Source organism: Azospirillum sp. UENF 111221 (genome assembly GCF_058780625.1).
Genome location: NZ_JBSNCH010000001.1, coordinates 452,142 through 473,059, shown reverse-complemented (window position 1 = coordinate 473,059; position 20,918 = coordinate 452,142). Strand labels below are relative to the sequence as shown.

General features: G+C 67.9%; 19 protein-coding genes. 8 read left to right on the top strand and 11 right to left on the bottom strand.

Features of this window, described 5'->3' with window-relative positions:
- Positions 1–365 precede the first annotated feature (365 nt).
- Positions 366–3,023 carry an aminopeptidase N gene (gene pepN, locus ACWPN3_RS02125; protein WP_492242129.1) on the top strand — a complete coding sequence of 886 codons (2,658 nt, stop codon included), beginning with the start codon at positions 366–368 and terminating at the stop codon, positions 3,021–3,023.
- Between the two features lie 136 nt (positions 3,024–3,159).
- On the opposite strand, the gene ACWPN3_RS02120 is transcribed toward pepN, so the two are convergent.
- The 3 genes from ACWPN3_RS02120 to ACWPN3_RS02110 form a co-directional block, all read right to left on the bottom strand.
- The gene (locus ACWPN3_RS02120; RefSeq protein WP_109048171.1) at positions 3,160–3,540 is read right to left on the bottom strand and encodes a c-type cytochrome; all 381 of its coding nucleotides are present in this window, start codon (positions 3,538–3,540) and stop codon (positions 3,160–3,162) included.
- Between the two features lie 129 nt (positions 3,541–3,669).
- Positions 3,670–4,371: an SRPBCC family protein gene (locus tag ACWPN3_RS02115; protein ID WP_492242130.1), complete on the bottom strand. Its 702-nt coding sequence runs from the start codon at positions 4,369–4,371 to the stop codon at positions 3,670–3,672.
- Positions 4,372–4,529: 158 nt separating this feature from the next.
- Positions 4,530–4,958: a hypothetical protein gene (locus tag ACWPN3_RS02110; protein WP_247873174.1), complete on the bottom strand. Its 429-nt coding sequence runs from the start codon at positions 4,956–4,958 to the stop codon at positions 4,530–4,532.
- Between the two features lie 242 nt (positions 4,959–5,200).
- Between ACWPN3_RS02110 and folK the strand changes: the two genes are divergently transcribed.
- From folK to ACWPN3_RS02095, 3 genes are all read left to right on the top strand, one after another.
- The gene (gene folK / locus ACWPN3_RS02105; RefSeq protein ID WP_492242131.1) at positions 5,201–5,734 is read left to right on the top strand and encodes a 2-amino-4-hydroxy-6-hydroxymethyldihydropteridine diphosphokinase; all 534 of its coding nucleotides are present in this window, start codon (positions 5,201–5,203) and stop codon (positions 5,732–5,734) included.
- A 90-nt stretch (positions 5,735–5,824) separates the two neighbouring features.
- Positions 5,825–6,232 carry a hypothetical protein gene (locus ACWPN3_RS02100; RefSeq protein WP_492242132.1) on the top strand — a complete coding sequence of 136 codons (408 nt, stop codon included), beginning with the start codon at positions 5,825–5,827 and terminating at the stop codon, positions 6,230–6,232.
- Positions 6,233–6,525: 293 nt separating this feature from the next.
- On the top strand, positions 6,526–6,684 hold the full coding sequence (locus ACWPN3_RS02095) for a hypothetical protein (RefSeq protein ID WP_167421726.1): 159 nt from the start codon (positions 6,526–6,528) through the stop codon (positions 6,682–6,684).
- Between the two features lie 148 nt (positions 6,685–6,832).
- On the opposite strand, the gene ACWPN3_RS02090 is transcribed toward ACWPN3_RS02095, so the two are convergent.
- The 4 genes from ACWPN3_RS02090 to ACWPN3_RS02075 form a co-directional block, all read right to left on the bottom strand.
- The gene (locus ACWPN3_RS02090; RefSeq protein ID WP_109449822.1) at positions 6,833–7,213 is read right to left on the bottom strand and encodes a response regulator; all 381 of its coding nucleotides are present in this window, start codon (positions 7,211–7,213) and stop codon (positions 6,833–6,835) included.
- A 108-nt stretch (positions 7,214–7,321) separates the two neighbouring features.
- A complete protein-coding gene (locus ACWPN3_RS02085; RefSeq protein WP_492261030.1) occupies positions 7,322–10,375 on the bottom strand; it encodes an efflux RND transporter permease subunit in 3,054 nt (1,017 codons plus the stop codon).
- 6 nt (positions 10,376–10,381) lie between these two features.
- Positions 10,382–11,533, bottom strand: coding sequence for an efflux RND transporter periplasmic adaptor subunit (locus ACWPN3_RS02080; RefSeq protein ID WP_492242134.1), 1,152 nt, complete (start codon positions 11,531–11,533; stop codon positions 10,382–10,384).
- 572 nt (positions 11,534–12,105) lie between these two features.
- Entirely contained in the window at positions 12,106–12,969 is an 864-nt protein-coding gene (locus tag ACWPN3_RS02075) for a glycosyltransferase family 2 protein (RefSeq protein WP_492242136.1), read from the bottom strand.
- A gap of 395 nt (positions 12,970–13,364) precedes the next feature.
- Between ACWPN3_RS02075 and ACWPN3_RS02070 the strand changes: the two genes are divergently transcribed.
- A complete protein-coding gene (locus ACWPN3_RS02070; protein ID WP_109048162.1) occupies positions 13,365–13,991 on the top strand; it encodes an ATP-dependent Clp protease proteolytic subunit in 627 nt (208 codons plus the stop codon).
- A 137-nt stretch (positions 13,992–14,128) separates the two neighbouring features.
- Complete coding sequence (locus ACWPN3_RS02065; RefSeq protein WP_109449816.1) at positions 14,129–14,566, top strand: PRC-barrel domain-containing protein; 438 nt, start codon at positions 14,129–14,131, stop codon at positions 14,564–14,566.
- 71 nt (positions 14,567–14,637) lie between these two features.
- On the opposite strand, the gene ACWPN3_RS02060 is transcribed toward ACWPN3_RS02065, so the two are convergent.
- The gene (locus tag ACWPN3_RS02060; protein ID WP_492242137.1) at positions 14,638–14,934 is read right to left on the bottom strand and encodes a hypothetical protein; all 297 of its coding nucleotides are present in this window, start codon (positions 14,932–14,934) and stop codon (positions 14,638–14,640) included.
- A 66-nt stretch (positions 14,935–15,000) separates the two neighbouring features.
- A complete protein-coding gene (locus tag ACWPN3_RS02055) occupies positions 15,001–16,161 on the bottom strand; it encodes an OpgC family protein (RefSeq protein ID WP_109449812.1) in 1,161 nt (386 codons plus the stop codon).
- Between the two features lie 597 nt (positions 16,162–16,758).
- On the opposite strand from ACWPN3_RS02055, the gene ACWPN3_RS02050 reads away from it, so the two are divergent.
- A complete protein-coding gene (locus ACWPN3_RS02050; RefSeq protein WP_492242138.1) occupies positions 16,759–17,211 on the top strand; it encodes a hypothetical protein in 453 nt (150 codons plus the stop codon).
- A complete protein-coding gene (locus tag ACWPN3_RS02045; RefSeq protein WP_492242139.1) occupies positions 17,195–17,413 on the top strand; it encodes a peptidoglycan-binding protein in 219 nt (72 codons plus the stop codon). Before ACWPN3_RS02050 ends, ACWPN3_RS02045 begins: the two co-directional genes overlap by 17 nt.
- 114 nt (positions 17,414–17,527) lie before the next feature.
- Here ACWPN3_RS02045 and ACWPN3_RS02040 read toward each other — a convergent pair whose 3' ends face one another.
- On the bottom strand, positions 17,528–19,369 hold the full coding sequence (locus ACWPN3_RS02040; protein WP_492261029.1) for a chloride channel protein: 1,842 nt from the start codon (positions 19,367–19,369) through the stop codon (positions 17,528–17,530).
- A gap of 61 nt (positions 19,370–19,430) precedes the next feature.
- On the bottom strand, positions 19,431–20,864 hold the full coding sequence (locus ACWPN3_RS02035) for a hypothetical protein (RefSeq protein WP_492242142.1): 1,434 nt from the start codon (positions 20,862–20,864) through the stop codon (positions 19,431–19,433).
- Positions 20,865–20,918 lie beyond the last annotated feature (54 nt).

Here is a 20,918-nt window from a genome sequence, read left to right as displayed (position 1 = left end):
ACACTTCGCCGTCGTTACTGCGCGAACGCGCATGATCAAGAAACAGGAAATTTGCCGATATACGTTTTTAGACCAGATTGGGAGTTGGGGGGAATCGTTTTCCATCCATGGATCAACTGCAATACAAACCTGAGGAAATTAACGGTATATGAGCTTCAAAAGCGATATCAGAGCGGACGCGTCAAGCACGCTCCAATCACCAGCCGCTTCCAAACTTCGCTACGCACGCTGCCAGCCAGCCACCCCCATTCCCACCACCTTTCCTACGGAAGACAGCCCGCCCCCGCCTTGCTACAGTCCTTGTCCCTCGGACCTGTCCCGACCGGCTTGATCCGCAAGACAGACACTGACCAGAGACAAGGCACATGGACAAAGGCACGCCGAAGGCCATCCGGCTTCAGGACTATCGCCCGCCGGCGCATCTGATCGACACGGTCGACCTGTTCGTCGACCTGGGCGAGGATGTCACCACCGTCCGCGCGGTGCTCGCGATCCGCCGCAACCCCGACCGGCCGGAGGCGGCGACCGAGCCGCTGTCGCTCGACGGGCAGAGGCTGGATCTGGTGTCGGTGGCGCTGGACGGCCGCATTCTGGGGCCGGACGACTACACCGTCACCCCCGATCACCTGATCGTGCCGGAGGTGCCGGCCAGCTATACGCTGGAAACCATCGTCCGCATCAAGCCGCAGGAGAACACCGCGCTGGAAGGGCTCTACAAGTCCTCCGGCAACTTCTGCACCCAGTGCGAGGCGGAAGGCTTCCGCAAGATCACCTATTTCGCCGACCGGCCGGACGTGATGGCGCGCTACAGCACCACCATCACCGCCGACAAGGCGCGCTATCCGGTGCTGCTGTCCAACGGCAACCTCGCCGAATCCGGCGATCTGGAGGGCGGGCGCCACTGGGCGCGCTGGGAGGATCCCTTCCCCAAGCCCTGCTACCTGTTCGCGCTGGTCGCCGGCAGCCTCGTCCATGGCGAGGACCATTTCCGCACCGCGTCGGGCCGCGATGTGACGCTGCGCATCTATGTCGAGCCGGGGAACGAGGACAAGATCGACCACGCCATGCGCTCGCTGGTCAAGTCGATGCGCTGGGATGAGGAGGTCTATGGGCTGGAATACGACCTCGACATCTTCAACATCGTCGCGGTCGGCGACTTCAACATGGGGGCGATGGAAAACAAGTCGCTCAACGTCTTCAACACCAAATACATCCTGGCCAAGCCGGAAACCGCGACCGACACCGATTTCCTCAACATCGAGGCGGTGGTCGCGCACGAGTATTTCCACAACTGGACCGGCAACCGCGTCACCTGCCGCGACTGGTTCCAGCTGTCGCTGAAGGAAGGGCTGACCGTCTTCCGCGACCAGGAATTCTCGTCCGACATGCATTCGCGCGCGGTGAAGCGCATCGCCGACGTCCAGGGGCTGCGCACCGTGCAGTTCCAGGAGGATGCTGGCGCCATGGCCCATCCGGTGCGCCCGGACAGCTATGTCGAGATCAACAACTTCTACACCCCGACCGTCTACAACAAGGGTGCGGAAGTCATCCGCATGATCCACACCCTGCTGGGGCCGGAAAAGTACCGCAAGGGCACCGACCTCTACTTCCAGCGCCATGACGGGCAGGCGGTCACCTGCGACGATTTCGTCGCCGCCATGGCCGATGCCAGCGGCGTCGACCTGACCCAGTTCCAGCTGTGGTACCGGCAGGCCGGCACGCCGGAACTCGACATCGCCGGCAGCCATGATGCGGCGGCGAAGACCTTCACCCTGACGGTGAAACAGACGGTGCCGCCGACGCCGGGCCAGCCGACCAAGCAGCCGATGCACATCCCGCTGGTCGTCGGCCTGCTCGGGCCCGATGGCCAGGACCTGCCGCTGCGCCTGGACGGCGAGGAGGAGGCCGCCGGCACCAGCCGCATCCTGCACGTCACGGCGGAAAGCCAGAGCTTCACCTTCCGCGACATCGCGGCCCGGCCGGTGCCGTCGCTGCTGCGCGGCTTCTCCGCCCCGGTGAAGCTGAAGACCGACCTGACCGACGCCGACCTCACCTTCCTGATGGCGCACGACAGCGACGCCTTCAACCGGTGGGAGGCCGGGCAGATTCTCGGCACCCGCATCCTGCTCGGCCTCGTCGCCGACCAGCAGGCCGGACGCGAGCTGGTGCTGCCGGAGGGCTATGCCGACGCCTTCGCCAAGATCCTGGACGATGCCGAGCGCGATCCCGCCTTCGCCGCCCAGGCGCTGGTGCTGCCGACGGAGGCCTATCTCGGCACCCAGATGCCGGTGGTCGATCCCGACGCCATCCATGCGGTGCGGGAGTTCGCGCGCAAAACGATGGCCGGCCGCCTGCGGGCACGCTTCCTCGACCTCTACCGCCGTAACAGCAGCCAGGAGCCCTTCTCCGTCGATGCCGACGCCATCGGCAAGCGGGCGCTGAAGAACCTCTGCCTCGCCTATCTGATGGCGCTGGAGGACGACGAGGCGCTCGACCTCTGCCTGACGCAGTACCGCAGCGCCCAGGGCATGACCGACGAGATCGCCGCCCTGCAGTTCCTGTCCAACGCCGCCTCGCCGGAGGGGGAGACGGCGCTGGCCGATTTCTACGCCCGCTGGAAGGGCGAGGCGCTGGTGGTCGACAAGTGGTTCGGCGTGCAGGCGATGTCCAACCGCGCCGACACGCTGGCCCGCGTCACCGCCCTGCTCGGCCATCCGGCCTTCGAGATCCGGAACCCGAACAAGGTCTATGCGCTGATCGGCGGCTTCGCCAACGGCAACCCGGTCCGCTTCCATGACGCGAGCGGTGCCGGCTACCGCTTCCTCGCCGATCAGGTGCTGCGCCTGGACCCGATGAACCCGCAGGTTGCGGCCCGTCTGATGGGTCCCTTCTCCCGTCTGCGGCGCTATGACGCGGCCCGCCAGGGGCTGATGAAGGCCGAATTGCAGCGGATCGTCGCAACCTCGGGCCTGTCGCCGGACGTTTACGAGGTTGCGAGCAAGAGCTTGGCCGCCGCCGGCTGAGACTCGGAACCAAAGGACTATTCCCAAACGCAGGGGCGCTAAAGCAAAGGGCCGGTGGCAATGCCACCGGCCCTTTCGCCGTCCGGACCGTTCCCCGGCCGCCGGACCGGGGACCAGCCGTCTGGGGACAGCGGTCTTACTTCTGCTCGGACAGGAAGGCGATCAGGTCGGCGCGCTTGGCGTCGTCCTTCAGGCCGGCGAAGGCCATCGTGCCGCCCGGGACGATTTCCTTCGGCGCCTTGATGTAGGCGTCGAGGTTCTCCGCAGTCCAGACCAGACCGCCGGCGCCCTTTTCCTTCATCGGGGCGGAATACTTGAAGCCCTCGATCGAGGCGGCCGGACGACCGACGACGCCGAACAGCGACGGGCCGACCTTGTTCTTGCCCTGCTCGGCGGTGTGGCAGGCCATGCAGACCTTGAAGACATCCTTGCCGGCGGCGGCATCGGCCGCCTGGGCGGCACCGGCACCCATCACGACCGCGGCGATGGCGGCAACGCCCATCAACAGCTTCTTCATTCTTCGGCTTCCCTTCCGATGGATCCACCGGCCGACGGCGCCGACCGGAATCGCGCGGCAGCATACACATTCCGAAAGGGTGTCAAACCCCTTTGATGCAGCCGTACGACCAATGAACAATCTGCCACGTCAACTCATCCAGGCAAGCGATGCGAGCAGAACCACAACCACAAGAAGTGCAGCCCACGGCACGTAGAAATTGCCGCCGCCCACACCGATCCCGCGCCCGACCGGCAGCGGCAGCGGGATTTCCGGCGGCACCTCCGCCATGCGGGCGGCGGGCTTCGGCGTGGCGGAGGCCGGTGCGGGATCGGAATAGACCGCCGGACGGACAGCCGGCTGGGGCGTCGCTTCTGTCGGAGCCGTTTCGGCGGGGACAGTCTCGGCCGGGGCGGGGCCGACGATCTGGGTAAAGCGGGCGAAGAACTCCTCCGCCATCTTGCGGGCGGTGGCGTCGACCAACCGCGAGCCGATCTGCGCCAGCTTGCCGCCGACCTGGGCCTTGGCGGTGTAGCTCAGCAGCGTGGCGCCGTCCTCCTCGGCCAGCGTCACCGTGGCGCCGCCCTTGCCGAAGCCGGCGGCACCGCCGGACCCTTCGCCGGTGATGGTGTAGCCGTTGGGCGGGTCGAGGTCCGACAGGGTGACCTTGCCGGCGAATTTGGCGCTGACCGGGCCGACCTTGGCGACGACCTTGGCCGTCATCTCGGTGTCGGACTGCCGGACCACCTCCTCGCAGCCGGGAATGCACTGGCGCAGGATGTCCGGATCGTTCAGCGCCGCCCACACCGCGTCGCGGCTGGCCTCGATCCGGTGGCTTCCGCTCATGTCCATGGTTCGTGGTTCCTCCAACCCTGTTGGCAACCCTGATGCGGCCCTTTGCGGCCGTCTGTTCCCCGGCTTGCGGCCGGGGTTACGGTCGAGGATATGGCATAACCGGGCGCCGTGACAGCCCCGGCCGCCTCATCTCAAAGTCTTACTTGCCGGCATCCTCAGCCGCGCGGCGCCATGCAGTTGCTGACGATTGGCGTGCAGGACGACAGCGAGGCGCCGGCCGGATAGCTGACCTGCTCCACCGTGCCGCGCGGGCCGATGACCATCGTCGCCTCGCATCCCGGAGCGGTGCCGCCGCCGACCGGCACCCCGAAGCCGAGGCCGAGCCCGACGCCGCCGCTGCCGCCGAAGCTGCCGGCTCCGATGCCGATGCTGCTGCCGGGGCTGTAGGCCACCGCCGGATGGGCGACATAGGTGTAGTATTCGCGCCCCGACGCCGTTGCCTGCCGGTCCGGCACGCCGGCGCAGGCCAGCAGGTCGGCCTTCGGCATGCCGACCATGGCGGTCTGGGCGCGGCGCGCGATCTCCGGGTCGGGGCCGGTGGCGCAGCCGGCAAGGAGGACGGCGGTGCCGCCGAGAAGGATCATCGCAGCGCCAACCGTCCTTGCCATACCCCTGTCTCGGCCCATCTCTCGTCCTCCGCCAGAATATCGTGTCATCGCCGGGTTCTTCTCAACCGGTTGATACAGTGCTGAAACCCCGCCGCTGCCCGTCCGTTCCCGGACGGCGCCGGTCGATGCGGACTTGCGGGCCGGAAGTGACGGGCGGGCCCGGATTTGCTAGGAGTTCCGTCCCCAGCCCATACCAGCATATCGGGACCGCCGACGCCATGGCCGAGCTTACGCCCCCCTCCCCGCCCTCACCGACCTCCGCCGCGACGGTGTATCTGGCACTCGGCGGCAACATGGGCGACCGCGCCGCCAACCTCGCCGAGGCGATCCGGCGGCTGGGCGAAGCGGTGCGGATCGATGCGCAGTCCGCCCTCTACGAGACGGCGCCGATGTATGTGACCGACCAGCCGGCCTTCCTGAACATGGCGGTGCGCGGCACCACCAGCCTGGAGCCGGCGGCCCTGCTGCGCTTCCTGAAGGAGATCGAGGCGTCGCTGGGCCGCGACCTGGGCGGCCTGCGCTTCGGCCCGCGGCCCATCGACGTCGACATCCTGCTCTATGCCGACCGGGTGGTCGCGGAGCCGGAACTGGAGATCCCCCATCCCCGCATGGCGGAGCGCGCCTTCGTTCTCTGCCCGCTGGCCGACATCGCCGCCGGCATCCTCCACCCGCTGCTGAACCGGCGGATCGGCGACCTCTGCGACGAGGTGCCCGGCCGAGAGACCGTCGTCCGCATCGCCGAAGCGCTGTGACCGGGCTCGCCATGGCAAGCGGCGGCCGCACCGCCTATAGTGCCGGCCGGACTGCAATGCCGGCGTCCGCTCGCCGGCCGGGAGAGTGTGTTGTCGGACGATAGCGTGAAACGGACCATGCTGGTCCAGCCGGGCGGTGCGCCGCTCACCTACACCATCCTGGTGCGCGGCTTCGCCGCCGTGGTGGCGCTCGCCGGCCGCACCGACCGGCCGGAGGCCAGTTTCGACCTGACGTTGACCGTCACCCATCCCGGCCCCGGCTTTCCCGACGACATCGCCGCGGTGATGTCTTACGAGGATATTGTCGAAGACTTGCGTCGTCTTTGCGGCGAATCCAATGTACCCGGTGCCGATTATTTGGCGGACCGCGCCGCGGATTTGTGCCTGTCCCATGCCAAGGTGCGGCGGGTGCAGGTCGATGTCGCCATTCCTGCGGCCGACTCGGGCGGCCCGACCGCCGGCGCCAGCCTGACACGGGCAAGGCCTGGACAGGGCTGAGCGGGCGACCCCCTGCCGCGGGCCCTAATACTGGAATACACAAAGATATAGCGGCCGTTGACAAAAGGACGGGTGACAATACCACTCCGTCTGAGTTATGGTCGCCATATTGTATTTCAGACCCACAATCCGGACCGAAGGGGGTATATCCCCAGAGGCAATCCGGACACCGAAAGCCGAGACGAGCGCGCAGCAGGGATTAGGCCAATCGCCATTGCCGGCTTCGTCCGTCCGCCGATCCCCCTTCAGGGACGGCTACGGCACCCGGAGGCCGGACACAAAGGGAGGGACGCATGGACCGCAACACGACGCCGACCCTTTCCGAACTGCTCGAAGATCCGATCGTGATCGCCGTCATGGTGCGCGATGGGATCAGCCCCGACAGTGTCCAGCAGCTTTTCGAGCGCCTCCGCCGGAGCCGTCGAGTACAGGAAGAACGGTTAGCCGCCTGACTTGCGGGAATCCTGACCCGGGCGTCACAGACGCCCAGACATAGGCGCCGGATAAGGCCCGGTCAGGCAAATCGGCTGGAACCCCCGACAGCGAAGCGCCGCCCTCCTCCCCGGAGAGCGGCGCTTCGCATTTCGCGGGACAGGCACATCACCCCTCCAGAACCGCGCGCACGACATCCATCACCTCGGTCGGGGTGAAAGGCTTGCGCAGGGTGCGGTGCGCGCCCAGCGCCTCCGCCACCGGCAGCACGTCCAGCGACGCGCGGGCGCCGCCGCCGGAAATCGCGATGATCTTCAGCGACGGCGCCCCGCGCCGCAGTTCCATGATCGTCGCCAGACCTTCCTGGTTCGGCATGAAGATGTCGGTGATGACGAGGTCGAGCGGGCTGTCGGCCGGACGGCCGCGAAACCGCTCCATCCCCTCCAGCCCGTCGCTGGCACCGACAGCCTCATGGCCGGCCATCGTCAGCGTGCGCAGCAGAACCGCACGCGCAACGTCGTCGTCATCGATGATCAGAACATTCGCCACCACGCCGCTCCCTGTCACTCGGCCGGATGGGGCGTGCCGTGCCCGCCGCCCTGCCCGCCACCATGTCCCCCGCCAAACCCATTGCCCGCCTGCTCCGCCCCGGCAGCGTCATCCTGCATCGGCTTCTTGCGGGCAAGATAGCTGTAAACGGTCGGCACGACGAACAGGGTCAGCAGCGTGCCGAGAAGTCATGCCGCCGACGATGACGGCGCCGATGGCCTGCCGGCTTTCGGCACCGGCCCCCTTGGCATAGGCCAGCGGCACCGCCCCCAGCACCATGGCGCCGGTGGTCATCAGGATCGGGCGCAGGCGCAGCACGGCCGCCTCCTCCACCGCCTTGCGGATGTCGGTCCCGGCGCGTTGGAGCTGGTTGGCAAACTCGACGATCAGGATGCCGTGCTTGGTGATCAGCCCGACCAGGGTGACGAGGCCGATCTGGCTGTAGACGTTCATCGTCCCGCCGCTCATCTGCAAGGCCGCCAGCGCGCCGGTCATCGACAGCGGCACGGTCAGCATGATGACGAAGGGATCGACGAAGCTCTCGAACTGCGCCGCCAGCACCAGATAGATGAAGGCCAGCGCCAGGATGAAGACGAAGTAGAGCCCGGTCGCCGATTCGCGGAACTCGCGGCTCTGCCCGGCATAGTCGGTCTGCGCGGTTGCGGGCAGCACCTTGTTCGCCGCCGCCTGCATCACCGCCAGCGCCTCGCCCAGCGAGGTTCCCGGTGCCAGCGTCGCGGTGATGGTGGCGGAGCGCAACTTGTTGAAGTGGTTCAGCTCCTTCGGCGCCACCCGCTCCTCGACCTTCACCAGATTGGCGAGCGAGATCATCTGACCCGCTCCCCCGGTTACACTGGTGCCGCCGCGCACATAGATGCCGGCGATGTCGTCCGGGTTGCGGCGGTCGACATTCGCCACCTGCACGATCACGTCATACTGCTTGCCGTCCTTCTTGAAGCGCGTCACCTGCCGGCCGCCCAGCAAGGTTTCCAGCGTGCGGCCGACCGTGTCGACATCCACCCCCAGGTCGGCTGCCTTGTCGCGGTCCAGCGACACCCGCAGCTCCGGCTTGTTCAGCTTCAGATCGGTGTCAAGGTTGGTCAGGCCGGGGAAGTTGCGCGCCTCCGCCATCATGGCGTTGACCATCGCCTGCAACTCCTCGAAGGGCAGCGAGGTCTGGATGACGAAGTTGACCGGCTTGTCGATCGGGCTCTGGCCCAGCGACGGCGGGTTGGTGACGAATCCGAGGATTCCGGGGATGCCGAACATCTTGGGGAACAGCTGGGCGGTGATCGCCTGCTGCTTCACCTCGCGCTCGTCCCAGTCGATCAGGCGGACGAAGGCGATGCCCTGGTTCACCACCGGGAAACCGACGACGACGAAGAACTTCTCCAGCACCGGGATCTGGCGGAACAGCGCCTCCATCCGCTGGGCATAGCCCATGGTGTAGTCCAGCGTGGAGCCTTCCGGCGCGATGGCGATGCCGACGATGGTGCCACGGTCCTCGACCGGCGACAGCTCGGACTTCAGGCCGGTGAACAGAAAATAGCTGGCGGCGGCGACGCCCAACCCGATCAGCAGCACCAGCGGCCGCGCCCGCAGCGACAGGCGCAGCAACCGGCGGTAGCCGTTGGTCATCCCCTCCAGGAAGCGCTCGATGGCGCGGTAGAGCAGCCCGTGCCTGGTCTCGTGCTTCAACAGCTTGGAGCACATCATCGGCGACAGGGTCAGCGCCACGAAGCCCGACACGATCACCGCCCCGGCCAGCGTCAGGGCGAATTCGGTGAACAGCCGGCCGGTGCGCCCGGTCATGAAGCCGATGGGGGCATACACCGCCGCCAGCGTGATGGTCATGGCGATGACGGCGAAGCCGATCTCGCGCGACCCTTTCAACGCCGCCTGGAAGGGGTTCATCCCCTCCTCCACGTAGCGGAAGATGTTCTCCAGCATGACGATGGCGTCATCGACGACGAGGCCGATGGCCAGCACCATCGACAGCAGGGTCAGCGTGTTGATCGAGAAGCCCAGCGCGTACATCAGGGCGAAGCCGCCGATCAGCGACACCGGGATGGTCACCAGCGGCACCAGCGTTGCCCGCAGCGAGCGCAGGAAGAAGAAGATGACCAGAACGACCAGGATGATCGCTTCGAAGATGGTGTGGAACACCGCGTCGATCGACTTGGCGATGAAGACGGAGCTGTCATACCCGACATCCACCCCCATGCCGTCCGGCACCGCCGCGCGGATCTTGGGCAGCGCGTCGTTGACCGCCTTCGACACGTCCAGCGGGTTGGCGGTGGATTGCTTCACCACGCCGATGGCGACGGCGCCGCGGCCGTTGAAACGGGCGCTGACCCGCTCGTCGAGCGCCCCCAGCTCCGCCCGGCCGACGTCGCGCAGACGGACCAGATATCCCGAATCGTCGCGCAGGATGATGGCTTCGAACTCGGCCGGGCTGCGCAGGTCGGTCTCCGAGACCACGGTGAACTCGCGCGCCACGCTTTCGACGCGGCCGGCCGGGATCTCGACATTCTGCCGGCGCAGCGCGGTCTCGACATCCTGCGGCGTCACCCGGTAGGCGGCCATCCGCTGCGGGTCGAGCCACAGCCGCATGGCGAAGCGGCGTTCGCCGAAGATGCGCACCTGCGCCACGCCGGGCAGGTTCTGCAGCCGGTCCTTGACGTAGCGGTCGGCGAAATCGGTCACCTCCAGCGGCGAATGCCGGTCGGAGGAGAAGGCGAGATAGATGATCGGCTGGGCGTCGGCCTCGACCTTGGCGATCACCGGTTCGTCGATCTCAGACGGCAGCGCGGCGCGGACGCGGCCCACCCGGTCGCGCACGTCGCTGGCGGCGACATCGACGTTGCGGTCCAGCCGGAAGCGCAGGGTGATCTGCGACTTTTCCGCCCGGCTGATCGAGGACATCACGTCGATGCCCTCGATGCCGGCGAGGCTGTCCTCCAGCGTCTGGGTGACCTGGCTTTCGATGATCTGGGCCGAGGCGCCCTTGTAGGTCGTCTCCACCGTGACGACCGGCTCGTCGATCTTGGGATATTCGCGCACCGACAGGCGCTGGTACGACACGATGCCGATCAGCATCAAAGCGAGGCTCATCACCGTCGCCAGGACGGGACGGCGGATGGAAATGTCGGAGAGGACCATGGCGTGTCAGCTCCCGGCTTTGGCCGGCAGCACCGTCACCGGCACGCCGTCGCGGATCTTCAGCTGGCCGGCGGTGACCACCATGTCGCCGGGGGCGAGGCCCTTGGCGATCTCCACCTCCGCATTGCGGCGTTCGCCCAGCACGACGCGGGTCTGGATCACCTTGCCGTCCACCAGCTTGAAGACGAACTGGTCCTTGCCGAAGGCGACGATGGCCTGCTCGGGGATCAGCACCGCGTCCGGCACCGTGGTCAGCGTCAGCGACACGCGGGCGAAAAGGCCGGGGCGCAGCGAGCCGTCGGGATTCGGCACGCGGGCGCGGATCGCCAGGGCGCGGCCGTTCACATCGACCAGCGGATCGATGGCATAGACGGTTCCGTCGAAGCTGCGCCCGCCGAAGGCATCCACCGCCACCTTCACCGTCTGGCCGACCTTCACCGCCGGCAGGAACATCTCCGGCACGCGGAAATCGAGCTTGAGGGTGTCGATGTCCTCCAGATTGACAATGTCCTTGCCGGCCTGGACGAAGTCGCCGACCGACGCCTTGCGCAGGCCCAGCACCCCGTCGAAGGGGGCGGCGATCACCTGCTTGTCGAGCTGCGCCTTGGCCAGTTGCACCGCCGCCTCGTCGGCCAGCAGCTTGGCCGAGGCCTGCTCCCGGTTGCGCAGCGGGCCGGTGTTCTGGCGCACCAGCTGGTCGGCACGCGACAGCTCGGCACGGGAGAAGGCGATGCTCGCCTGCGCCTGGGCCAGGGTGGCGCGGGCGATGGCGTCGTCCAGCCGGACCAGCACCGTGCCCTTGGCGACGCGCTGGCCTTCCTTGAAGGCGATCTCGCTGATGCGGCCGGCGATTTCCGGCCGGACGACCACCGATTCGTTGGACAGCAGCGAGCCGACGGCGGTCACCGTCCGCTCGACCGTGCCGACACGGACCTGGGCGGCCTCCACCGGCATCGGCGGGGCGCCGCCCGGCGGCTTGGCGGCCCCGGCGGCTCCACCGGAGGCGCCGCCCTGGGCAGGCGCGCCGCCAGACAGGACGCCGTTCACCATCGCGGTCAGACCGGCAACGGTCCCGCCCTGCTTCACGAAATACCAGTAGGCCCCGCCGGCGAGCGCCGCCAGGACGAGGAGTGCAGCAATGCGAAGCGTGTGGCGCATGGGGCCGGGATCCGGACGGGTTTCGCTTTGCCGCAGTGCAACCGACAGAGGCACCGGGCAAACTGAACTATATCGTTCAGTTCACATCCGGAGTCGAGAAGGTTCAGCGATCCGAACCGTCCCTATGCACCGCATCTCTATGACCGCCCGCATCCCTATGCCCGCCAGCTTCTTCGGGCTTTGCGGTTTCAAGCTTTCCCGCCCGCATCGCTACTGTCCGGCCGCCGCACAGCGTCACCCACAGATCGGCCGGGTCGCCCGCCATGAGGGGAGAATCTCGCGTCCATCCGCCGCACCCCGCCACCGTCGAGGTCGAGTCCCGGCGCACAGCATGGCGACTCGCCCGCCGGCACCAGGGCGCGGACCCGGCCATGCTCGATCCGGATATCGCGCAAACCGTCGTGAACGCGCGCGTTCTTCAGCCAGAATTTTCCATTGGCGGGGATGCGGGCGAGGCAGCAGGTCGGGGCATTCATGGGGCTTTACCCGTGTCCGGTCCGGCGATGTGCGACGCAACAAAGCTGACACAGAATGGTAAAGCAAAACCAGCGGGAGCTTGGCCGCCCAGGTTTTTACCCCCACTCCAGCACCAGGAATTCCTGGAAATTGGCGCAGCGGCCGGCCTTGAAGGCAGCCTCATAGGCGGCGTTGCGGGCGCGCTTGGCGGCGATGGCCTGGGTGAAGCGCCGGCGAAGCCCGTCGTCCCGGATGCCCAGCCCGTCGCCGTCCAGCCGGTCCAGCACATGGCGGTAGCAGCGCTCCGCCCGCTCGCCGCTGTCGGCGGAGAAGGTGATGGAGCCGGCGCGCTGCCGGTATTCATAGAAGGGCGTCGCCACCAGCGGCACCGGGCCGGTGGCGTCGAGAACCCGGACGTTGAAGACCACGTCGTCGCAGAAATTCACATCGTCGTCCCAGCCCGGCACCAGATCGCGCCGCACCAGCGGGAACATCGGCACCGAGGTCGCCAGGAAGCCGGCGCCATCCAGCCGGGCCGGCGCCTGCCCATCCTCATAGAGGTGCTGCAACGGCGAGTCGTCCTCGTCGCGGACCACGGCGACATTGTCGAAGGCGGCGCCGTTGCCGAGCGCCAGCGGCACCAGGGCGGACAGCCGGCCGGGGCGGAAGCGGTCGTCGGCATCAAGCGGCGCCACCAGTTCCAGCCGCGCCGCCGCCAGCCCGGCATTGCGCGCCGCGGGCGCCCCGGCGCCCACCCGGCCGGTCCCGGTGAAGACCAGCCGCGGATCGTCGATCCCGGCGGCCCGCAGGGTCGGACGGTAATCGGTGCCGTCGTCGCTGACGATCACCGCCTCCCATGCCGTCCAGTCCTGCTCCAGCAGGCTCCGCACCGCGCGGGCGATGGTGTCGTGGGCGCGGTGGGCCGCGACGATGACGGAAACGCCGAAGGAGGGGTCCTGCCCTGTTCCAGTCCCGTCCATAGCACTGCACTCCAGGCCCGTTCTCGGCAGAATCTGGCGTTGCTAATCAAAGGTCGTCAATGGCCTGAACCGGATTTTGACCCTCCCCTTACCCGTGCCGCCGCCGCATGGTAGAAAGGACCGTCGTGCCTGCGATGTCGGAGGACAGCCTCGTGTTCGAGGGGTGGAACGGTGGAACATCGCCGGAAAACTGTTGCACCGCGTTGCAAACGTGCCATCCGGCCGCGGCCCGACCCATCGATTTTGACCCGCCGGACGTTGAACATGAAGCCCGGACGGGCTATGTGGTGAAGCAGGCAAGGCGCATGCGGTAGCGGGACAGCGGTCGGGGCATTCCTCCGGCGGCGAATCCCGGTCCCGATACCCCGCTTCCGATACCAGGGAGAAGAACATCAATGGCGCAGGTCGGATACACCCGGTTCGACGATGAACCCGAAAAGGAACCGGACGAGAAGTCGAAGGAAAGCGCCCAGCCGCAGTTCGCCGCCGTGCAGCAGAGCCTGTTCAAGGCGCGCACGGTCCTGATCTTCGGTCAGATCGACATGAAGCTGGCGCAGGTCGTGTCGGCCCAGCTGCTGGCGCTCGCGCATGAGAGCGACGACGACATCACCGTCGTGGTCAACTCGCCGGGCGGCCATGTCGAGGCGGGCGACACCATCCACGACATGATCCGCTTCATCAAGCCGCGGGTGAAGATGCTGGGCACGGGCTGGGTCGCCAGCGCCGGCTGCCACATCTATCTGGCGGCGAAGAAGGAAGACCGCTTCTGCCTGCCGAACACCCGCTTCCTGATCCACCAGCCGCTGGGCGGAACGGGCGGCCGGGCGACGGACATCGCCATCGAGGCGAAGGAAATCATCCGCATGCGCGAGCGTCTGAACAAGATCATCGCGCGTGAGACCGGGCAGACATTCGAGAAGGTCGCCAAGGATACGGACCGCAACTATTGGATGATGGCCGACGAGGCCAAGGAATACGGCATCGTCAGCCATGTCATCGACACGATGGACGAGCTGAAGTAAAAGTTCCGCTTTCTCCGGAAGAAAAAGGGCCTTTCTCCAAATGGGAGGAAGGCCCTTTTTCTTTTGGAAAATGGGAAACCTATCGGTCGGCAAGGGTGTTGATCCGCCACAACATCCACGAAAGATGGAGCCAACCGATGAAACGCTATCTCGTTCTGGGCTGCACCGCCGCGCTGCTCGCCGCCACGCCCGCGCTGGCCGCCTCGGACCACAGCGTGACCAAGTCGAACAACCCGTCGGTTGCGGCAATCGACGACAGCGTCGACCCGGCTCTGATGAAGCTGCATGTCGACCAGTTGAAGGGCAAGGACATCTACGGCGCCAAGGGCGAGAACATGGCGGAGATCGAAGACATCGTCCGCTACGACAACAAGCTCTACGCCGTGATCGACGTCGACCACACCATCGACGTCAGCGACAAGGACGTGGTCCTGCCGCTGAACAAGCTGCACATGAAGGGCGTCAAGCTCACCCTCGACATGACCGAACAGCAGCTCCAGGGCTTGGAGAAGTGGCAGAAGGGCCGTTACGAGACCGTCAAGGGCAAGGGTCCGCTGAGCGAACTGTCGCACTGAGTTTTCCAACAAGGAAAAGGCGGCGGAGGGAAAGCCCTCCGCCGCCTTTTCCTTGTTGGAGCGATCTTGGCTTAGACCGACAGGTTCAGCAGAGCCCCGCGCGGCTGGTAGCCCTGCGCATTCACCCGGGCGGCGAGCGTGCCGGCAGTGGTGTCGACCGCCTGATTGCCCTGGGTGGCGGTGCGGGCGTCGCGGGTCTGGTCGGACTTGCCGGCCGCCTGGGGAGCCGAGACGGTCTGCGTCCGCACCGCGGGGGCGGTCTGCTGCGCCGCCTGGACCGCCGGAGACATGGCGACCTGCGCCGCGGGCGTCAGCTGCGGGGTTGGCTTCAGCGTCTGGTAGGACGGTATGGCCGGGTTGACTTGCATGGTCGAATTATGCGCTCAGCGGGCGCAGGATTCAAGACGCCCGGCCGTAGCTGGCTCCCGCGGACTCTAAGGCGTTTCGGGCACCGCGGACGGCACCGCCGGCTTCGACGGCTGATGGCGGGTCCGCCGCCGCTCCAGCACCAGTGCCAGCGCCAGCAGCGCGGCGACCCCGACCAGATTGACCGCCAGCACCATCAGGGCACCATCCTCCGCCACCAGCAGGGCGGAGCCGGCGATAGACAGCACCACGCCGACGCAGAAGACCGGCAGCGAATGCCGGCCGCAGGCGACCAGCAGGCGGGCGGGGGCGGAGCGCAGCCATCCCGCATCCCGCGGCACCAGCAGGGCCGCCGCACAGGCAAGCGCCAGGAAATGCAGCAGCCGCATCGGCCCCAGCGTGTCCTTGTCGGCCCAGGGGATCGACTCCTCCGGCAGCCAGCCCCGGAACGCCGCCGGCGTCACGGCATGGCCGATGTCGGAGGCGGCGAACTTCCACACCGCCATGCCGCCGAGCAACGCCAGCACGGCCGTCAGCAGCCAGCGCGACTGCGGCAGCCGGACCCGCCCGCTGCGCACCACCAGCGCCAGGGCGGTGCCGAGGAAGAACACGCATTGCCAGGCCAGCGGGCTGAAGTTCCAGTCCTCGTCCCACAGGTTGGGCGGCACCAGCCCGGGGGCCGCCTGCGCCACCAGATAGAGGAGGACCGACAGCGCGACCGCCGCATAGCCGAAGCGGGCATAGCTCCACAGGAACAGCGGCGCCACCGCCACCAGCAGGATGTAGAGCGCCAGGATGTCGAAGGCGAAGGGCAGATACATCAGCACCAGGGTCCACGCCATCGCCGTGACGGGGGTGTCGAACAGCGGTGCGAAGCTTTCCAGCCGATTGGACGCCTCCATCGGCAGATCGCCGATATATACGGCGAAGGCCACCACCAGCGCGCTGACCAGCATGGTCAGGATGTTGGCGACCCAAAGCTGACGGCAACGGTCGAGGGCCTTGCGCTGGCAGGCCGCGAACCCGCGCTCCGCCAGCACCGGGCCATAGGCGAGCGCGATGGCATAGCCGGAGATGAAGACGAAGATCTCGGCCGAATCCGACGGTCCGAAACGGGCGGGCATCAGCTTCGCCAGCGGATTCCCGCCGACATGGTTGATGAAGATGATCAGAAGGGCCACGCCCTTGAAAAGATCGAGCCGGGCGTCGCGTGTCTGACGTTGCTGCATGCAGCCCTCGCCTCTCCTGCTGTCGCGGGCTCCAGCGCCCGTGTGGAAGCGGCCCCGGTGGGGGTCAGCAGACGAATCGCTACGGTGCCTGACTACCTTGGGTCCGGCACCGCCACGACGGATGTAGCCCAACCATGGTCAATTTCGCCGGCCGGGTGTCCAACGCGATGGGGGAATGCTTCCAACGCGGCGTCGGAGGGGAAAAGCGTTAAACCCTTCTCGGGAGGGGTGTGGAAACCAACCCGTTATCGGGGAGGCCGAATTGCGGGCGGATGAAGAGGACGACACACCTCGCCGCACCTCTTTCATCGTCATCGCGCCGGAAAGCCTGTCGCTGCAACGTCCAGAGCGATTCCCCGGCGCATGTCGGGCGAGCGGCCCCAGGCAGTGGCGGAGTATTACTCCGGCCGAGCCTCCGTTTGCGCCATGGTAAACGGCGTATGCGGAAAATCGTGACGCGACATCAGGGAACAAGAAGGCCCGCTGTTGATTGTTCTTCACATGACCCAGCTGTCGCTTGCCGTGCGGCAGGACAGTACAGGCCGCACCGGGCGGCGGGTCGCCAACATCGAATCGTAATCGAGAAGGATGGCAACCATGCGTGGGATTTCGAAGATCGTCATGACCGCCACTGCGGCCGGCGCCCTGTTCGCGCTCAGCGCCTGCGGCAGCACCGAAACCTCGCGGACGGCCACCGGCGCCGGCACGGGTGCCGTGGCCGGTGCCGTCGTCGGCGGTCCGGTCGGTGCGGTGGTCGGCGGCGTCGGCGGCGCGGTGGCCGGCAACACCATGGACGAGAGCCTGAGCAAGAAGACCGACCGCGTGACCGACCGCGCCACGGCCGAAGTGAAGGACGAGACCTCGGGCAGCTCCACGCGCCGGTCGTCGGCCCACCATTCCGGCAGCATGGCCTCCAGCACCCGGCTGAGCCACGATCAGGTCCGTGAACTCCAGCAGGCGCTGAACGACCGCAACGACGGCCGCGACATCGCCGTCGACGGAGTTCTGGGGCGCCGGCACCCGCAGCGCCCTGATGAAGTTCCAGCGTGACAACGGCCTGCGCGTCACCGGCCGTGCCGACCAGCAGACGATGTCCGCCCTGAACATGGGCAGCACCGGTCAGGCCACCTCGGGCAGCACGACCGGCACCACCACTGGCAACACCACGGGGACGACCGGCACGACGAACAACACGATGCCGGGTGCCACCACCACGCCGGGCGCCACCGGCACGACCGGCACCCAGCAGTAACCTCGTCTCCAGTACGGTACCCGCATCGCCGGTTCCGGGGCATCGCGACGGCAGGCAGCCGCCGCGGCGTCACAGGGCCGGCGATGTCGTTTTAGCGTTGCTGTCTTTTTCCGGTCAGTCCCGGCCCCAGAGCCCCCGCTCGCCCAGATCCTCGCCGCGCTGGCGTTCCAGCGCCTGGGAATAGCGGCGCAGCGCGAAGGACTCCGTCACATAGCCGATGATCCGCCGGTCGGTGGGGGAGGACAGCACCGGAAGGGCCTCCACCTCCTCGCTGCCGAAGCGGTTCAGCACGGTGCGGGCGTCATCGCCGGGCATCAGGACGGCGTCGGCCTTGTTGGCGAGCGACTCGACCCGGGTTTCGGTGGCGGCGGTGTCCTGTTCCGGATCGTGGACGACCGACATGTCGACCATCCCGGCATAGCGGCCCATCTCGTCCACGGCGAAGACCGCCTTGGTCGAGCCCAGCGGATAAAGGCGGCGCAGCGCCTCCACCGTCAGGGTGGCCGGCACCGTCTTGGCGTCCCGCCGCATCAGCCGGAAGGCCGTCAGCTCCGACAGCCAGCCGACATCATAAGCCCCGCGGATCGGCACGCCGCGCAGGTGGAAACGCCAGGTGGCGAAGGAGTAGCCGAAGGCCTGCCGCACCACGGTGGTCGACAGCACGACCCCGATCAGCACGCCCGACGCCGCCCACAGATCCTGGGTCGTCTCCAGCACCAGCAGCACCATGGTGACCGGCGCGCCGACGACGCCGGCGGCGACCGACCCCATGCCGACCAGCAGCAGCAGGCCGCCGTCGATCCCCAGCCCCGGCAGAAAAGTTTCGATGGCCTGACCCAGCAGGCCGCCGAACAAACCGCCGATGAACAGCGAGGCGCTGAACAAGCCGCCGCGGAAGCCCGAGCCCAGCGACACCGCCGATGCCAGGATCTTCGCCGCGAGCGTCAGGGCCAGCGCCAGCGCGCCGCCCGCCAGTTCCGGCGGGACGGCACCGGGGCCGCTTCCCATCACCGCCGGAACCGCCAGCGCCAGCGCGCCCACCATCAGTCCGCCGATGGCCGGGCGCATCCAGCGCGGGACCGGCAGGCGGTTGAAGCCGCGTTCGGCCACCGTCACCGCCTGCATGGCGAGGATGCTGAGCCAGCCGGCCAGGAAGCCGACGACACCGCAGGCGGCGTAATCCCAGCCGGCGATCACCACCGGCCGGCCGAGCGCCAGCGGCACCTCGCCGCCGGTCAGCAGGGCCGACGCCGCCACCCCCAGCGCCGCCGCCGCTCCGACCGGGGCCAGCACGGCCAGGGTGTAGCCGCCCAACACCAGTTCAAAAGCGTAGAAGGCCCCAGCCAGCGGCGCATGGTAGGCCGCGGCGATGGCCGCCGCCGCCCCGCAGCCGACCATGGTGCGCAGATCGGCCCGGCGCAGCCGCAACCGCTGGCCCAGCGATGAGGCCAGCCCGGCGCCGGCCTGGGTATAGGCCGCCTCCATGCCGACCGATGCGCCCGACGCGTTGGACAGGGCGGTGGTCACCGTCAGGCGCAGGCTGTCGATCAGGGACATCTTGCCGCCGTAGAGCGCGTTCGCCTCCACCGCGTCGACGATGGCGTTGGGGCGCCAGCGCCGCACCAGCAGTGACAGGATGCCCAGCAGCAAACCGCCCACCACCGGCACGCCGAGTGTGCGCAGCAGGTCCGGCGCGCCCTGCCCCAGCCGCTCGCCATCGGGCAGGTCGAAGGCCAGTGTCTGCATCAACAGCACCGCTTCATGCAGCAGGCCGACCGCCAGCCCGACTACGCCGCCGACCAGTGCGGCCAGCACGACCACGGCGAGCGCGCTGTTGCGCACGCTCCAGCGCTCGGACACGGTGGTGGCGGCTGAGGCATCGAGCGCCGCATAGGGATCGCTTCCGGCGCGGGCGTTGTCGCCCACGCCGTCGGTGGACGCGGAGTTGTCAGGCATGGTCACGCTGATCGATGGCCCTTCCGTATAGGGTCAATGGGCCGGAAGGGCGTGAGTTCCGTCAGGGCTTCGACGGTTGCGGTTTCGATTGCGGCTTCACCGTCGGCGGAACGGGGGCCGCAGGGGTGGCCGCAGGGGTGGCCGCAGGGGCAGCGGGAGCCGGTGCGGGAGCTTGCACCGCCGGTGCCGGCGCAGTCTGGGCCGGTGCAGTCTGGGCCGGTGCGGGTTGGGCCGGTGCGGGTTGGGCCGGTGCACCCTGAGTGGGCGCAGGTTGGGCAGGCGTCGCGTCGGTGACGGCGGGAGCCGGGGCGAGGCCGGCACGGCGCAGCACTTGGGCGAGGTTGTCGCGCACCTTGTCGGCCAGTTGCACGTCGGGCTCGCCGGCCTCGTGGAAGATGACGGTGAACAGGCGGCGCTGCGACAGCAGGAAGTTCAACGTGACGTGCAGCTTGCCCTGCGGCATCGCGCAGTCGACCGATCCGGTGCGCAGCCAGACGGCCCCCGCCTGCTCGGACTGGTTCAGGACGACGGTCGGCGTGCCCTCGCAACGCTGCTTCATAGCCTCGGCGAAGCTGTCGGACAGCTCGTCGATCCTGGCGCCTTCGCCCACCGCGCGTTCGCGGATGCCGCCAACGATGGGGCCGAAGCGCCAGGCGACGTCGGCCGGGCGGCGGTCCTGCGGGACCTTGTCCATCGGCACCAGCTCGGCGTCATGGACGCCGGCGGCGGTCAGCAGGCTGTCCAGCCCTTCCGGCAGGCGGTTCTTGCGGTCCTTGTCCGCCGGGCGGCCGGCGGCGACCTTGATCGGCGGAACGTTGCCGCCCTTGTCGACGCAGGTCTTCAGGTCGCCCAGCACCTTCTTGGTGCCGGCCAGCTTGAAGACGATGCGGTCGCTGGCCGACGACACCACCAGCTCGTTGCCGCCCATCAGGGCGTTGATCAGCTCTTCGTCCTTGCCGTTGGAGACCACCAGCATGTCCGGCTGGGACGCGACGGCGGTCCGCTCCCGCTTCAGCTTCTTGTCGACCTCGATGGTCACCGGCCACTCGCCGCCCTTGGGCAGGTCGGCGCCGGGGATGCCGATGCCGATGTTGGTCTCGCCCTTCGGGCTGCGCGCGAACATCAGCACATGGCCGGTGGTGAATTCCCCCTCCGCCACGCAATAGGCGAAGCTGCCGTCCTTCTTCTTGGCGGCCCCGCCGTCCCAGCTCTCGATCAGCTCGCCCGGCCCGTCGGGCTTGGCCGGGGCCGGAGCGGACGGGTTGGCGGCCGGCTTGCCCGCTGCAGTGTTCGGGGCAGAGTTCGGCGCGCTGCCCGGCTTGGCGTCCTGCACCGGGCCGCCGGGAACGACGATCTCGGCCTCCGGCTCGGGCAGTCCGTAATAGGCGGCGGGAGGAATTGTCGGCTGCACCGGCACCAGTTCGGCCATCGCCGGAGCCGACGCCACCCCCAGCAGGAGAAGCGCGGACAGCGATGCGGCGAAGCGGGCGGTCATGACGAGGTAATCCATAGATGGTTGTGGCGGCGAAGCTATCCGCGCCTGCCCCCG